12 protein-coding genes are annotated in these 15,270 nt (G+C 66.6%); 8 read left to right on the top strand and 4 right to left on the bottom strand.

All coding sequences use genetic code 11. The features are described from left to right. Positions 1–129: 129 nt before the first annotated feature. Entirely contained in the window at positions 130–1,041 is a 912-nt protein-coding gene (locus tag ACOYR4_RS00970) for a PPK2 family polyphosphate kinase (protein ID WP_422848346.1), read from the top strand. 57 nt (positions 1,042–1,098) lie between these two features. Here ACOYR4_RS00970 and ACOYR4_RS00965 read toward each other — a convergent pair whose 3' ends face one another. After that, complete coding sequence (locus tag ACOYR4_RS00965) at positions 1,099–1,845, bottom strand: hypothetical protein (protein WP_422848345.1); 747 nt, start codon at positions 1,843–1,845, stop codon at positions 1,099–1,101. A gap of 279 nt (positions 1,846–2,124) precedes the next feature. Here ACOYR4_RS00965 and ACOYR4_RS00960 point away from each other — a divergent pair, with 279 nt between their 5' ends. The 3 genes from ACOYR4_RS00960 to ACOYR4_RS00950 all read left to right on the top strand — a co-directional run bounded on the left by ACOYR4_RS00960 (position 2,125) and on the right by ACOYR4_RS00950 (position 6,956). Next, positions 2,125–3,432 carry a Glu/Leu/Phe/Val family dehydrogenase gene (locus tag ACOYR4_RS00960; protein WP_422848344.1) on the top strand — a complete coding sequence of 436 codons (1,308 nt, stop codon included), beginning with the start codon at positions 2,125–2,127 and terminating at the stop codon, positions 3,430–3,432. 300 nt (positions 3,433–3,732) lie between these two features. Beyond that, on the top strand, positions 3,733–5,421 hold the full coding sequence (locus ACOYR4_RS00955) for a class I adenylate-forming enzyme family protein (protein ID WP_422848343.1): 1,689 nt from the start codon (positions 3,733–3,735) through the stop codon (positions 5,419–5,421). Between the two features lie 8 nt (positions 5,422–5,429). Then, positions 5,430–6,956 (top strand): MFS transporter, encoded by a 1,527-nt coding sequence (locus ACOYR4_RS00950; RefSeq protein ID WP_422848342.1) that lies wholly within the window; start codon positions 5,430–5,432, stop codon positions 6,954–6,956. Positions 6,957–7,148: 192 nt separating this feature from the next. On the opposite strand, the gene ACOYR4_RS00945 is transcribed toward ACOYR4_RS00950, so the two are convergent. Then, positions 7,149–8,318: a hypothetical protein gene (locus tag ACOYR4_RS00945; RefSeq protein ID WP_422848341.1), complete on the bottom strand. Its 1,170-nt coding sequence runs from the start codon at positions 8,316–8,318 to the stop codon at positions 7,149–7,151. 207 nt (positions 8,319–8,525) lie between these two features. Between ACOYR4_RS00945 and ACOYR4_RS00940 the strand changes: the two genes are divergently transcribed. The 4 genes from ACOYR4_RS00940 to ACOYR4_RS00925 all read left to right on the top strand — a co-directional run bounded on the left by ACOYR4_RS00940 (position 8,526) and on the right by ACOYR4_RS00925 (position 12,242). Beyond that, entirely contained in the window at positions 8,526–9,173 is a 648-nt protein-coding gene (locus tag ACOYR4_RS00940; protein ID WP_422848340.1) for a hypothetical protein, read from the top strand. Between the two features lie 172 nt (positions 9,174–9,345). Next, entirely contained in the window at positions 9,346–10,137 is a 792-nt protein-coding gene (locus ACOYR4_RS00935; protein WP_422848339.1) for a hypothetical protein, read from the top strand. Between the two features lie 61 nt (positions 10,138–10,198). Next, positions 10,199–10,849: a hypothetical protein gene (locus ACOYR4_RS00930; RefSeq protein WP_422848338.1), complete on the top strand. Its 651-nt coding sequence runs from the start codon at positions 10,199–10,201 to the stop codon at positions 10,847–10,849. A gap of 508 nt (positions 10,850–11,357) precedes the next feature. Continuing rightward, positions 11,358–12,242, top strand: a complete 885-nt coding sequence (locus tag ACOYR4_RS00925) for an IPTL-CTERM sorting domain-containing protein (protein ID WP_422849705.1) — start codon at positions 11,358–11,360, stop codon at positions 12,240–12,242. Between the two features lie 149 nt (positions 12,243–12,391). On the opposite strand, the gene ACOYR4_RS00920 is transcribed toward ACOYR4_RS00925, so the two are convergent. Beyond that, positions 12,392–13,777, bottom strand: coding sequence for an SH3 domain-containing protein (locus ACOYR4_RS00920; protein WP_422848337.1), 1,386 nt, complete (start codon positions 13,775–13,777; stop codon positions 12,392–12,394). 30 nt (positions 13,778–13,807) lie between these two features. Beyond that, positions 13,808–15,244 carry a tRNA 5-hydroxyuridine modification protein YegQ gene (gene yegQ / locus ACOYR4_RS00915; RefSeq protein ID WP_422848336.1) on the bottom strand — a complete coding sequence of 479 codons (1,437 nt, stop codon included), beginning with the start codon at positions 15,242–15,244 and terminating at the stop codon, positions 13,808–13,810. Between the last annotated feature and the right edge of the window lie 26 nt (positions 15,245–15,270).

The raw sequence follows: 15,270 nt of genomic DNA, 5'->3' as shown, positions 1-15,270 counted from the left end.
AAGCCCCACAGGCCTCAAGCACCAGTGAATCATGCGCCAATAGCTATGATTTTGGTAGCGTCTGATTTTTGAAAGAAGAGGATACTGCGCCCGCGCCGCTGACGTACGATGGCCCATCCTGGAGCCCGCATGAACCACCCGTTTCACAGCAGCAACAAAGATGTGGCCCAGCGCTGGTCGCAATGGCAGCCGGACGCGCCGCAGCATGACGATGACAGGCGGCCCGACGGCCAGCCCGAGCGGCGCAAGGCCGGCAAACACCGCCGCACGGTGTCGCTGAAGGACTTTGACCCGTCGGCCAAACCGTTTTCGCTGGGCGACAAGCTCAGGGACAAGGCCGTGACGGAGTCCATCGCGCAGGAGCTGGACACGCTGCAGAACCTGTTCTACGCCGACAAGCGCTACAAGCTGCTGGTGATCCTGCAGGGCACCGATACATCGGGCAAGGACGGCACCATCCGGGGCGTGTTTGGCCGCATGAGCGCGCTGGGCGTGCACGCAGTGGGCTGGAGCGCCCCCACCGAGGCCGAGCGCGCCCACGACTACCTGTGGCGCATCCACCAGAAGGTGCCCGGTGCGGGCGAGATCACGGTGTTCAACCGCAGCCACTACGAAGACGTGCTGGTGCCCGCCGTCAACGGATGGATCACGCCCGAGCAGCACCACCAGCGCTTTGGGCACATCAACGACTTTGAGCGCATGCTCACGCACACCGGCACCATCGTGCTCAAGTTCATGCTGCACATCAGCGCTGACGAGCAGCGCGAGCGCCTGCAGGAGCGCCTGGACGACCCGGCCAAGCACTGGAAGTTCTCGATGAGCGACATCGAGGCCCGCAAGCAGTGGAGCCAGTACCAGAAGGCCTACGAAATGCTACTGGCCGCCACGCACACGCCCTGGGCGCCGTGGACCATCGTGCCTGCCAACTCCAAGACCCACCGCAACCTGATGATCGCCACGCTGGTGCGCGAGGTGCTCACCAGCCTGGACCTGCGCTACCCGCCGGGCGACCCTGCGCTGCAGAAGATCCGCATCGAATAGGCCCCGCCCCACAGCGGACACGGCGGCGCGCGGTGTGGACAAACACTGCGCGTGTCGTCACTGGCCCGGCGGGCATTCGGGGATGCGGCCCCAGGCGTCGCCGCAGAAGTTCTGCCGCGTGCGGGTGAGGCAGCTTGCGCGCGACAGCTCGTTGCTCATGGCGGCGCACTGCGCCAGCGCGCCGCGCAGGCGGGCCAGGCTGTCGCCCGGCGACGGCACGGGTGCTGTGGGGGGCGGCCAGGGTGCGTCGTCGGCTGGTGCCGCCGTGCGCGGCTTGCTGGTGGCGGGCAACGATGCCGCGTCGGCCACGCGGGGCACGGTGACGGGGGTGAACGGCGGTGCAGAGGCTGCCGCTGCGGCTGCGGGCGAGGGGGCGGCAGTGGCGCTGTCTGGTGCAGATGCAGTGGCCGCCGGGCGTGCGCGTTGGGATTCGATGATTTCTTCCACCGGCTCGGGGCGCGCGGGTGCGGACTCGGCAATGGCCGGGATGCTGGGCGCGGCCGCTGGCGCGGCGACAGCCGGGGCGTGCTGCGCGGGCGGCGCAGCATTGGGTCGCCCCAGCAGGTACCAGGCTGCGGCGCCCGCCACGGCCAGCACAGCCACGGCGGCGCCTGCGTAGGCCATGGGTCGCTGGCGCGGCGGGGTGCCGGTGGGGTGCTCATCGTCATCGAACACAAATTCCATCGGCGCCGGGGCGGCGGGGGGCGCCTCTGCCTCCAGCGGGTGGGCGCACTTCACGCACCAGCGCGCCGTCGGGTGGTTGGGCGCCTGGCATTGCGGGCAGGGGGTCTGGGTCACGCTCATGATTTCCCTCTCTTTTTTTTCGTGGCCCCCGCTTTCTGGGGGACCTGGCGCAGCGCCCGGTGCTGCGCCGGGCTGGCTGAGTCTAGGGGCAACCGGTGCCGGGCAAGGGCCGGAGCCAGCGGCCACTATCGCGCCCGCGCATTGCCGCACCGCAGCATGGAATGCGTCTTTGCCGAACTATGCGTCAAATGCATAACCCACAAACACACCGGCCTTGGACAGTGCCCCAGCCCAAGCATAAGCTTCGCAGCCTGAACTGATCCCACAAGGAAATTCACCATGTCAAACCCTGTCGGCGCCCCCGCCGCACAATCCCACCCCCTGCCCTCGTACCTGCAGGCCGACCACCTCGGCCCCTGGGGCAACTACCTGCAGCAGGTGGACCGCGTCACCCCTTACCTGGGCAACCTGGCGCGCTGGGTGGAAACGCTCAAGCGTCCCAAGCGCATCCTGATCGTGGATGTGCCGATCGAGCTGGACAACGGCACCATCGCCCACTACGAAGGCTACCGCGTGCAGCACAACCTGAGCCGGGGCCCCGGCAAGGGTGGCGTGCGCTTTCACCAGGACGTGACGCTCTCGGAAGTGATGGCCCTGTCGGCCTGGATGTCGGTGAAAAACGCGGCGGTGAACGTGCCTTACGGCGGTGCCAAGGGCGGTATCCGCGTGGACCCTAAGAAGCTGTCGATGGGTGAGCTGGAGCGCCTGACGCGCCGCTACACCAGCGAAATCGGCCTGCTGATCGGCCCGTCCAAGGACATCCCCGCACCCGACGTGAACACCAACGGCCAGGTCATGGCCTGGATGATGGACACGTACTCGATGAACGTGGGCGCCACCGCCACCGGCGTGGTCACCGGTAAGCCTGTGGACCTGGGCGGCTCGCTGGGCCGTGTGGAAGCCACCGGCCGCGGCGTGTTCACCGTGGGTGTGGAAGCCGCCAAGCTGACCGGCCTGGCGCTGGACGGCGCCCGTGTGGCCGTGCAGGGCTTCGGCAACGTGGGGGGCATTGCCGCCAAGCTGTTTGCCGAAGCCGGTGCCAAGGTGGTGGCTGTGCAGGACCACACCGGCACCATCTTCAACAGCAAGGGCGTGGACGTGCCAGCACTGCTGGCCCACGTGAAGACCCGTGGCGGCGTGGGCGGCTTTGCTGGCGCCGAAGTGATGAAGGCCGAAGAGTTCTGGGGCGTGGATTGCGAGATCCTGATCCCTGCCGCACTGGAAGGCCAGATCACCAAGGACAACGCGGGCCAGATCAAGGCCAAGCTGGTGATCGAAGGTGCCAACGGCCCCACGACCACCGAAGCCGACGACATCCTGAACGACAAGGGCGTGCTGGTGCTGCCCGACGTGATCGCCAACGCCGGTGGCGTGACGGTGAGCTACTTTGAATGGGTGCAGGACTTCTCCAGCTTCTTCTGGAGCGAGGACGAGATCAACGCCCGCCTGGTGCGCATCATGCAAGAGGCCTTTGCGGGCATCTGGCAAGTGGCGCAAGAGCACAAGGTGAGCCTGCGCACCGCCACCTTCATCGTGGCCTGCCAGCGCATCCTGCACGCCCGCGAAATGCGCGGTCTGTATCCATAAGCCCTCGCCGCCCACCCCCTCGGCCTCGCCCCTTACCCGGGGGAGGCCGTCAGACCACCGCCAGCCGCTGCGATCCAGCCCTGGCGGTTTTTCTTTGCCCTTACCCCGCCCAACCCCCTGCGGCTGTTGCGCCATGGCGACGCGACCATGCCATGCGCCAGCCGTTCAAGAGGCCAAAACGACCGCGCAGCGGCCTCAGAAACCAAAAGATACGTACACATACAAATGGTGATCTTTGCCCCGGACCTTGCGTGAAAAACTGCCTGGACTTCGCATTCACGCCGTCTTCGGGAGATTCCGGTGGCCCTTCCATCCCTGCGCAGCCTGCTGGCGCGCTTTCTGCTCAGCCGCCTGCGCACCGCGCGCTCCGTGGCCCGCCTGGCGTACCGCCTGCACCCCCACAAACCTGCGCTGATCGACCGGCGCGGCACCCTCACCTACGCGCAGCTGCAAGACCGCGTGTACCGCCTGCAGGCATGGATGCAGGCCCAGGGCGTGAAGAAGGGCGACGTGGTCTTCACCTGGCTGCCCGAAACCGGCGAGCAGTACGAAACCCGGCTGGCCACGTTCGAGAATGGCACCATCTTTGCCAGCTTTCACAAGCACCTGCCGGCCGATGCGGCGCTCACCACCATGGGCCGCGTCAAGCCCACGGTGTTCATCCACGACCCGCTGCTGAGCACGCCCATCCTGCAGGCCGTGCGCGAGCAACTGCCTGGCCTGCGCATGCTGGCGCTGGGCGACGAATACGAGCGCGCCCTGGCGCAGCAGACCCCGTCGGCCGGCACGGCCGATGTACACGAGGACGATGTGTTCGCGTTGCACATGACCTCGGGCACCACGGGCCTGCCCAAGTCCATCGGCTACAGCAACCGCAAGTACCTGGACAGCGTGCGCCTGATCTCGCGCGCCATTGACTTCAAGCCGCCCGCCGACGGGCCGGACGTGAACATGCTGGGCCTGCCGCTCACCGGCCCGGGCTCGGGCCTGGTGCTGCCCACGCTGCTGGCGGGTGCGGCGCTGGTCATGCCCGAGGACTTCCGCGCCACCACGCTGGCTGGGCTGATCCAGAAGCACCGCGTGTCGCGCGCTTTCCTGTCGCCCTCGGCCATCATCGACCTGCTGGACGAGCCCACGCTGGGCCAGTACGACCTGTCGTCGCTGACCCATGTGCCGTACGGCTCGGAGATGATGCCCGCGCCCAAGATTGCGGAGGCCATCCGCCGCTTTGGGCCCATCTTTCAGCAGGGCTACGGCTGCCTGGAGGCCCTGCCCCCCATCACCTGGCTGCTGCCCCACGAGCACGTGGACGCGCAGGGCCAACCACTGGGCAACGACATCCTCTCCACCGTGGGCCGTGTGATGCCGGGTGTGGACGTGGTCATCCGCGACGAACACTTTGTGCCGCTGCCCCTGGGCCAGATGGGCCTGATCACCGTGCAGACGCCGGTGCGGTTTGACGGATACTGGCTGGACCCGGAAAAGACCAGCGAAACTCTGCGCGACGGCTGGGTGGTGATGGGAGACCTGGGCTACTTCGACGCCGCCGGCTACCTGCATGTGCTGGGTCGCAGCGCAGACCGCGTGGTGCGCAATGGCCAGGCGCTGAACCCGCGCGAGATCGAAGAAGTGGCGCACTGCCACCCGGCCGTCAAGGAGGCCTGCCTGGTGCAGCACGGCCCCGCCGCCGTGCTGGTGGCCAGCCTGCGGCAAAACTGGCGCAACGACCGGGGCACCCAGGCCCTGGAGCACGACCTGGCGGAGTTTCTGATGCAGCACCTGCCGCCCGAAATGAGGCCCGACGATGTGCGCCTGGTCACCGAGATTCCGCGCAGCTTCCTCAACAAGATGCTGCGACGCGAGGTGCGCCTGATGCTGGAGGCGATGCCGCCGCGCAGCGGTGCGGCGCACACGGCACGCGCAGAGCCTGTGGCGGGCCCGATGGGGACGGCGCCCCAACCTGAAGTCATGGCCTCCGCACACCCATGACAGCGCCCATGAACATGCAGCCCACCCCACAGATCCGGCTGAGCCTGGGTACCAAACTCGGCTACGCCGTAGGCAATGTCGGCCTGCAGATGCTGATTGCGGCCATGAGCTTCCTGCTCATGATCTTCTACACCGACGTGGCCCTGGTGCCCCCCGCCGTGGCCGGTGCGGCGCTGCTGGTGGGCAAGGTGTGGGACACCATCAACGACCCGTTGTTTGGCTGGCTGACCGACCGCACGCGCTCTCGCCATGGCCGCCACCGCGTGTACCTGATCTACGGCGCCCTGCCCCTGGCGGTGGTGGCTGCCGCCGTGTGGATGGTGCCGCCGGGCCTGAGCCCCTGGGCAGCGTTTGTGTGGATCGCCGTCACCTACACCTTGTTCGACACCGTGATGACGCTGGTGCAGCTGCCCTACCAGGCCATGGCCGCCAACATGACGCAGGACTACGACGAGCGCACCAGCCTCACGGCTTTTGCATCCATGGGTGCCCTGCTGGGGTTTTTTGCGGGCAGCGTGTTCATGCCCCTGCTGGTACGGGCCGCGCCCGATGCACGCACGGGCTACGCACTGGCCGGCGCCTGTTTCGGGCTGGCCGCCGGGGTCGCTGTGGCCGTGGTGGCCTGGCGCGTGCGCGAGCCCGCCACCACCGGCGACTTATCGCCTACGGCCCCAAACCCTCCAGCAGCCACACCCGGCTGGACATCGGTACGCAGTACCCTGCTGGCCACGCTGCGCAACCGCCCGTTTGTGATGCTGGTGAGCGCAGCCGGGCTGGTGCGCCTGGGCCTCACGCTGGTGCAGGCCTCGCTCGCGTATTTCGTCATCTACCAGTTGCAGGGCGACAAGGGCGACCTGCCGCGCTTCATGGGCATCCTGCTTGCGGTGGTGGGCATCTCGCTGTTCGTGTGGAAGCGCGTGGTGGACCGCTGGGAGAAGAACCTGGCCTACATCCTCGGGCTGGTGTTCTGCTGCGCGGGGCTGGTAGCGCTGTACTGGGTGGGCCCAGGCCAGCAGGCCCTGGTGACGGGCATTCTGGTGGTGGTGGGCATTGGCATGGGTGCGCACTGGATCGTGCCGTTTGCCATGGTGCCCGACACCATCGACCACGGTCACATGCAGGCGGGCGAGCGCCAGACCGGCATGTACTACGGCCTGTATGGCCTGGTCGACAAGCTGGCTCGCACCCTGGCCACGGTGCTGGTGGCCGGCATGCTGGAGCTGACCGGTTATGTGCCCAACGTAGCCCAGTCTGCCCAGGCGCTGCAAGGCATCACGGCCATGACGGGCCTGCTGCCGGCGCTGTGCCTGGTGCTGGCCATTCCGCTGCTGCTGGCCTACCCCATCACCCGCGCCCGCCATGCAGACCTGGTGCGTAGCGTGGGCGCTGCCGTCATGGCGGAGGCGGCCAGCACGACCGCAGTGGCCGCAGTGGTAGCAACCCCTGCACGCCAGAGCGAACACACCAACCGCCCTGCGTGGGCGCCCTCCCGCACGCTGCCCAGTGGTGGGCACGACTTCGCACACAGCCGCTAGGGATCCTCTGCACGAATCGAGCGGCAAGTGGGCACTGCGGATCGGGAGGGGCTGCAAGGCGCAAAACGCAGCAATAGCCGTAGCTATTGCGAGGATTTGCAACGCCGCAGACCGCCCGAGGCCGCAGATGCACACGGCGCGGTGACTCGTGCAGAGGGTCCTCAGAGAGTTAGAGAGCCTCCGGATGCGCCCTCAGGCAGACGGCGCTGGCCCCACGGGCTCGGGCGGTAGCACACCGCGCATCGCGAGGCAGAAGGGCTGCACGCACTCGGCCCGCGCGGCGTAAGGGCAGCCCACGGTTTCGCACAGGCCCGAATCCCCGTTGCGCCCGCGCGCGTCCTCACGCGGCACCTGGCCGCTGGCCTGCAGCACGGCCAATTGGGTCCAAGGGTCCAGTCGGCCGGTGGCCTGCTGCAGCATGTCGCGGCCATATACGGTGGCAGCCAGTTGCGGTTGCAGGTCCAGCACCAGCAGCGCGCTGGTGCGCGGCGCGGCAGCATCCATGCCTTGCAACACCAAGGCCATCACCCCCGATTGCAACGCCTGGCCCCCGCCCGCAAAAGGCACCTGCAGCGCACCACCCGCAGCGCTGGCGCCCACGCCCAGGCTTGCGCCAGCTGGCACCGCCGCCGCGCCCGCAGCGGCGGGCGGCGCCTGGGCCGCCAGCCAGGGCACCGGGGCACGCAAGGTGAGCGCCAGCCCACGCGGCCCCTCAGGCGTCGCCACCACACCCTGGCGCACCAGCCAGGTTTGCAGCGGCGGCTGGTCGGCATCCAGCGCACCACTCTCCAGCGCCTGCGCCATGCCGATGGGCCAGGGCTGCGCGGCCACCACGCGCTGCGGCACCCCGGCCTGCGCGGTGACCTGTGCCACCAGGGCACTCACCATCCGCAGCAGCGGTGCGCTGAGGCCCGACGCAGGCCAGGCGGTACCGCCCGTGGCGGACGCTGCGGACGCCGATGCATTGGCTGGCGCAGCCGTGGGGGCACCACGCGGCAGCAGCGCCGACGCCCCCGCTGACGCAGCCCGCCCGGCGCCCTCGCCCCTTGCGCCCGGCCAATTGCCATCGGCCCCACCCGCCCGGCGCGGATCAAAGCCCGCCGCCAACTGCTCGCGTGCCTGGGGCGAGATGCTGGCCTGGTCTGCCGGTGTAGGCAGCGGCCCGCCGGGCGGGCTGGGTGAGGTGACCGAGGGCGGCGGGGCGCTGAGGTCTGCCGTGTGCAACAGCGCGGGGGCGGTAGGTGCAGCGGGTTTGGGCTTGTCCAGCCCCAGCAACGCCGTCTGCCGCTGCAACGCCGCCTCGGCCAGAAACTGGGCCACGGGCGGCAATGCCGTGCGGGACGGATCGATAGGGAGGGTCATGCCGGGCTGCCTGGGGAAGGGATGCCCGATTCTGTAGTGATTCGCGCGGCGTGAACAGGCCGTGGTGCGAGCAGGCCTGCCAAGCGCATCAGCTATCAACTACATAGCAAAGGGTGCAATAAAGTCCAGCGCTACCGGAATTTTTTGCCCACAATTCGGCTCCGCCGCCTGCCGTGCAACCCCTCGGCGCGCAACCACAGCCCCACCATGCCGCCGCACATCACTGCCCGCCCCCACGTTGTTGATCGCCACCCCACGCCCCACACAGGCGTTGCGGCCGCCCTGCTGACGGCCGTGCTGGGCTTCCTGCTGATCAGTGTGTGGATGTATGCGCCGCAATGGGAACGCGCCTTCCGCTCGGACGGCTCGCCGGTGTCGTGGCTGTCGAGTGCGCTGCTGCTGGCGCTCAGCATCACGGCCCTGCGGATGGTGGGGGACCGCGCCCTGCCCCGGCGGCTGGGCGCCTGGCTGGCACTTGCGTTTTTTGTGCTGGCACTGGACGAGCAGTTCATGCTGCATGAGCTGTGGAAGTTCCGCTGCCAGGAATGGACCGACGCCTGCCGCTGGGCCCCCGTGCGCGAAGCCCCCATGCTCGCCGTGGCGGTCGTGGGCCTGTTCACCGTGGCCTGGCTGCACCGCGCCTTGTGGCACACCGGTACCCGCGCGCTGCTGTGGGCGGGCCTGGCCGTAGGCTGGCTGGCGATTGGCGTGGACCAATGGCCCGAGGTGCAAGCCCGTGGGCCCAGCCTGCCCGAGCTGCCATCGCTGCTGGCCACGCTGGAAGAGGGACTAGAGGTGGTGGCCGAAGCGCTGGTGTTAGGGGCGTTGTTGCGGCAACCAGGTCAAAGAGGATGAGTGGATTCGCAATGATTTGTGCGAGCGGACTTTGAACACGTTCCTTGTGGCACGGCCACGAAGCGACAGAGATCAGCCCCCAGCGCACGCAAAGCTTGCGCGGCCAGCCGAGACATTCGAACATGCGAAGTGACCTGTTCAGCGCCCTCTGATCAAGCTGCATTACAACACCATGCGAACCCGCCACGCAGCCCAAGCCTTTCTGCTCTGCGCCACCCTCAGCTTGTGCATAGCCGCCCAAGCTCAGCCCGCACCCAATGACCCTACCGGGCGCTGCAGCCAGACCATCGTCCAGCAACTGGCACGGCACTTTGGCCTGAAGCACTTTGCCTATCCCGCCGACGGCATGTACCCCAGCGGGGAAAACGGCGGGCTCATTGTGGCGGGCGTGTGCAAGGAGTGGCCTGCAGACCCATCCAAAGTGCTCGCGGCATTTGCCTACGATGCGGGTTCCCAGTATGAAAAGCAGCTGCTGCTGGCCGTCATCGATCATCCGGGGCGCATCGCGGCGTCCTACAAGGGCGTGATTCCGGAAGACGCGGCGTCTGAGGTCTCAGCCTCCTCGCTGAGCCTGGACACAGCGCGCTACCAACTCTCCGGCACCGTCCGCGCTTTCGGGGTGCGCCTGCAAACCTTCCGCGACCGCTGCACCTACGAAGGCGGCTTTGACGATGAACTGACGCTCTTCGTCATCGCAGACAAAACCCTGCGCCCCGTGTTGACGGAAACCATGCGGCACTGGACCTACGGCAGCGGCAACCGCTGCGGGGGCGAAGAGGCCCCACGCACCGAAACCAACATCATGATCTCGGTAGCACCCACGGCCTCGCACGGCTTTGCCGACCTGCGCTTGACGGCCCACCGCAGCGACAAGAAAAAGTCCCTCAGCGCCACTGTCTCTTACGACGGCGAGCGCTACGAGCTCAAGCACTGGAAGCGGGCTTTCCAGGCCTGGGTGGAGTGACGCGACGGCGGCACTCCCCTCACCACAGCTCCGGTCACTTTCCCCACAGGTTCAGCCATTCATGCCACGCATCCCACACGCCCTGCCCTTCATCACCGGTCTGCTCACCTTGCTGAGCACGGCGATGCCCCCAGCCCACGCACAGCCTGCCACCTACGCCCGCCCCGAGGTAGCCGTTGCCGCGCTGTTTCCGCAGCAGACCTTTGTGGAATGGACCTCCACCACCGGCGACTGGAACAGAGACGGCGTGCCGGACATCGCCCTGCTCCTCAACGAAGTCAACGGCCCCTCGGACCGGCCCATGGAAATCCGCCTTGTGGTTCTGGCGGGAACGCCGGGCGGCCAGTACACGCCCCTGTCCACCTCCGCCAGCTACTGCCGTGCCCAGAAGTTCTTCCGCCTGGAGGCCAAGGGCGCATCGCTGTGGGTCACAGCGGTGGACAAGGCGGAGGGGGACGACCTGGGATCCACCACCCTGCAATTCCGCTTCAACCCGCGGCGCGGCGACTTTGAGCTGATCGGCAAAGAGACTGTCTGGACTTCAGGCAAGGACGGTGGCCGCAGCAGCGTCAATTACCTGAGCGGCAAGTTCATTACTTCTGAGCGAGTCAAGGGACGGCTCAAGGCCAGCCAGGAAAAGCGCTTTGCGGTGCCTGCGCTGGCGGTGTTGAAGGGGTTTGACTGCGATGTCTACGAGGATGGGACGCTTTGAGGGAGGCTGCCCTGCCGGGTTGAGCGACCCGTCACCCCACGGCAAATTTCCGAGGCGGCTTTGGGTCCGAAGTGGCCGGTCAATCCAGTCTCCCAAAGCTGTCATTGATTCAAAACATTGAACCTTGAACGCCATCTACGTTGCGCGGCAGAGAAGTTACAAATCTGCGATTCGTGAAACGAGGTGTATCTAACCGCTCAAACATTGGTGCCATGAATACCATCCTCTGGCCTTTGCCTTCGTTCTGACGGTGGGGTCTGTTGCTTGAGGAACCGATGGAATCCCGCACCTTATTACCCCTCCGCTGGGACCGTATCGCAGCGTGTGCCGCCATCCTGGGTGTCCAGGGCTACGTAGTCTCAGCCGCCTGGGCGCAGACCCTTAGTGTGGCCTTGCCCACGCCCACGATTACTGGCCTCTGGGTGGCAGCGGCACCCAGTCGCTTACCTTGAACAACGCCAGCGCCGCAACGTTGGGCTACCGTGTTGGGGCGTCGGGGACGGTACTGATGCCTTTTTACGAGGCCGACAGCCAGGGGGTCGGGGGGGGGCTTCGTTCAACGATATACACAGACCCCGCTACTGCGGGGTCACAAGCCCAGCTGGCAGCCGATAATTTTTCACTGGCGTCGAGCACATCGGTTGCGTCGATCGTTTTTCAGAGCTTTGTGGTGAGCTCGCAGCCTCTGGATGTCGCTGCGCAGACACTCACGTTCAGCGTGTACCCGGACGCAGGTGGCGTGCCTGCTGGCAATCCCCACAATCAGCCAGGTCCAGCGATCTGGAGCTTCACCACGTTGCCTACAGGGCCAGGTGTCTCGTTCGTCACCGGGGGATCTCCTTCGGTAACCCGTACAGAGCTCAATCTGGCTGCTGCTGGGCAGGCTCTGACGCTCGCTCCTGGCAACTATTGGCTAGTGGTCAACACTGTTGGAACCTTTGCGAATCGCATTGCTTGGTACGGTTCGGGGCGTGGCACTGGAGGCTTTGCCAGTTTGACCGTCAGCTCTACGGGAACCGGTAGTTGGCAACCGAACAACGGATTCCCCGGGCTGGCCATGCGTCTGAACCAGTCCGAAAACTGTGGTGCGGCCTGGCTTGCAGCCACATCAGGAGATTCCGGCACTGCTCCGGCCAACGGAAGCGCAACAGTGCAGCTGACCGCCAGTGCTGGAGCCTTGACCCCCGGCACCTACACCACCGACATCTGCGTGGCTAGCGGACCCGACGGACAGCGCAGTCTTCAGCGTGTGTCGATTACCATGGTCGTGTACGACCCTGAGAATGCCCGCAAAATCCCTACCCTCTCGAACATTGCGCTGGGCGTGTTGGGCCTGCTTATGGCCGCGTTAGGTGTCATTGCGAGACGCCGGCCCCCTCAGCGGCGCCGATAGCATTGACGCAAGAGCGCACAGCCAAGTGTGTAGCCCTTGAAAGGATTTCCCCCGTATACAAGCGGAAAATGCAGGGAAAGTGCATTTGTTCATGACGGCAGGTTCGCACTTGAAGGTCTGCTTCTGGCCGATAGCCGCCGACCACGCAGTCACGTGCACTCCTGATCCACCCAATACCCCGCCGGAAACCACTGGCCGTTGATATTGAGGTACCAGCGCCATTCAAAGATGGGCTCAAAGCTCATGCCGCCCGGCGAGGGGGTGTCGATGCGCAGGATGTCGGCCACGCCGTCGTGGTCCACGTCAATTTGGTGCACAAGCACTGCGGTGTTCTTGCGTTGCGGCTTGGGCCGCTCGGGCGGCTCTGCAGGGATCATCCAGCTGGTGGCGTAGCGCCTGGAGCGCACCTTCACCGCATCGGGCGGCAGCTTGCCGGGCACCACCAGGCGCACCAGCACTTCAGCGGAATCTGACACCTTGGCATAGCCGCGCACGGCAGTGGTCTCGTCGTTGCGCGGGTCGTCAAAGCCCTTGCCCGGGTAGTGGCCACCGCAATAGTGGTCGGCGTTGCTGATGTCCCAATACCGCCGGCCCAAGGTGCGGGCGCCCACTAGGCCCTGGTGCGTGATGGCGTACAGCGTGAGCGCTGGGGCAAAGGCCAGATCGGCACCGCCCACGTCCCAAAAACCCGTCACGAATTCGATCTCCGGGCCGCTGTGGCGGTTGAAGCTGCCGTAGGGTTCCTTGGTGGGGATGACGCTGATGCGCGTGCCCGCCACGGCTGCCAGGCCATCGGCCTCGGTCTCGTGCAGCAGCGCCACACTGGCGTGGCTGCGGAAGTACGACGGGGCAATGGCAGGCAGCGTGGGCAGTGCGGCCAGGGGCGCCACGGCCGGGATGTGGTCCACGGCACGGGTGGCCAGTTTCACACCGTCCAGCGGGTTGACAGGGCGGCCCCGGTCAATCTCTTGCTCGGGCCGCAGCAACACGCCGCCGCGCATGAGCTTTTTGGCAGCCTCCCATTCGGGGCGCAGGGGGTACTGCACGGGCATCTCCGGCGTATGGCTTTTGGCCAGCGCGGGCAGTTGCAAGGCAGCCGGGCGCGGCAGGGCGTTGCCGTAAGCCCGCATGCGGTTGGCCGACGGCGCCACCCAGAAGGCGCGAGCAGCATCCTTGCCCGCCTGCGCCAGGGTCAGGGGCTGGTCGGCCAGCAGGTTGCAGGCGATGTGGGCTTGCACCGGCTCTGGCAAGGGCGGGCCCAGCCGCGCATCGCCTGCGTAGAGCACGGCGCACCAGCCATCACGCTCGGTGAGCTGCTGCAGCACGGTGTTGGCAGGCACCTGGGCCACGATGCGGGCTGAGGACTGGGCCGACTCGCGCAGGTTGACCCAGGAGCCTTGCACGTAGCGCTGCTTAGCCGGGGCAACGGTGGGGGCGACGGTGGGAGCCTGGGCGCTGGCACCGCCGGACAAAGCCACACCAAGCACAGCAGCCGCAACCACCCGGCGGGGGCTGCATTCAAAAAGTGTTGTCATGCGGGAACCCCCGGGGCGTTCTCAAAAAAATCAGGCGGCCAAGGCAGGCTCTGGCTGGGCTGTGGATGGTTGCGACTCGATCACCCGCGCCAGCAGCGCACCGCTGTAGCGCGCAGGCAGCGGAATCCACACGCGCACCGGGCTGCCCTGGGCGACCTGCACGGGCTGGCCTTCCACGTTGCGCATTTCCTGCAGGCGCACGGTGGTGTTGCCGCTGGGGTGCACCACTTCGATCAGGTCGCCCACGGCAAAGTGGTTCTTGGTTTCCACAAGCACCCAGTCTCCCGACAGGCCCGCTTCGGCCAGGCCCTCGGTGCCCAGTACCTCACCCACGTACTGGCTGCGCTGCGTGACGGAGTGGCCGCTGATGTAGTTCTGGTAGTCGTTGCTGGGGCGGCGCTCCAGCAGGCCGCCGGTGTAGCCGCGGTTGGAAAGGCCTTCCAGCTCGATGAGCAGCTCGGGGTTGAACGGGCGGCCTGCCACGGCGTCGTCGATGGCGCGGCGGTACACCTGGGCAGTGCGGGCCACGTAGTACAGGCTCTTGGTACGGCCCTCGATCTTGAGCGAATCCACGCCGATCTGCGTCAGGCGCGCCACATGCTCCACCGCGCGCAGGTCCTTGCTGTTCATGATGTAGGTGCCGTGCTCGTCTTCCATGATGGGCATGAGCTGGCCGGGGCGGCCTGCTTCTTCGATCAGGTACACCTTGTCGGCCTTGGGGTGGCGCTGGCCGCTGCCGGTGGTGGAGAACGATTGCTCGGCCTTTTGCTGCGCGGCCTCGAAGTTGAAATCGCCTTCCATCTTCTGCGCAATGGCTTCGCCCGTGGTGGGGTCGATGTCGGCGTCGTGCGTGGCGTAATTCCAGCGGCAGGCGTTGGTGCAGGTGCCCTGGTTGGGGTCGCGGTGGTTGAAGTAGCCGCTGAGCAGGCAGCGGCCCGAGTACGCAATGCACAGCGCGCCGTGCACGAACACTTCCAGCTCCATGTCGGGGCATTCCTGGCGGATTTTTTCGATCTCATCCAGGGCAAGCTCGCGCGAGAGGATGATGCGAGACACACCCATCTTCTGCCAGAACTTCACCGTGGCCCAGTTAGTGGTGTTGGCCTGCACGGACAGGTGGATCTCCGTCTCCGGCCACTTCTCCTTGACCATCATGATGAGGCCTGGGTCGGCCATGATGAGCGCGTCAGGCTTGCAGTCGATCACGGGCTCGATGTCGCGCAGGTAGGTGCGGATCTTGTCGTTGTGCGCAATCAGGTTGCTGGTCACAAAGAACTTCTTGCCGCGTGCGTGGGCCTCGTCAATGCCCTGGCGGATCTGCTCCAGGCGGAACTCGTTGTTGCGCGCGCGCAGCGAGTAGCGCGGCTGCCCGGCGTACACCGCGTCGGCACCAAAGTCGTAGGCGGCGCGCATTTTATCGAGCGAGCCAGCGGGCAGGAGCAGTTCGGGGGCTTTGAGGGTGGTCATGGGGTGGCCCAATCTAAAAATCGTCA

It is taken from the genome of Acidovorax sp. M14, assembly GCF_049331375.1.
Taxonomy (GTDB): domain Bacteria; phylum Pseudomonadota; class Gammaproteobacteria; order Burkholderiales; family Burkholderiaceae_C; genus Acidovorax.
Note: the sequence above shows the minus strand (reverse complement) of the source record. Positions and strands in the feature narration are given on the sequence as shown.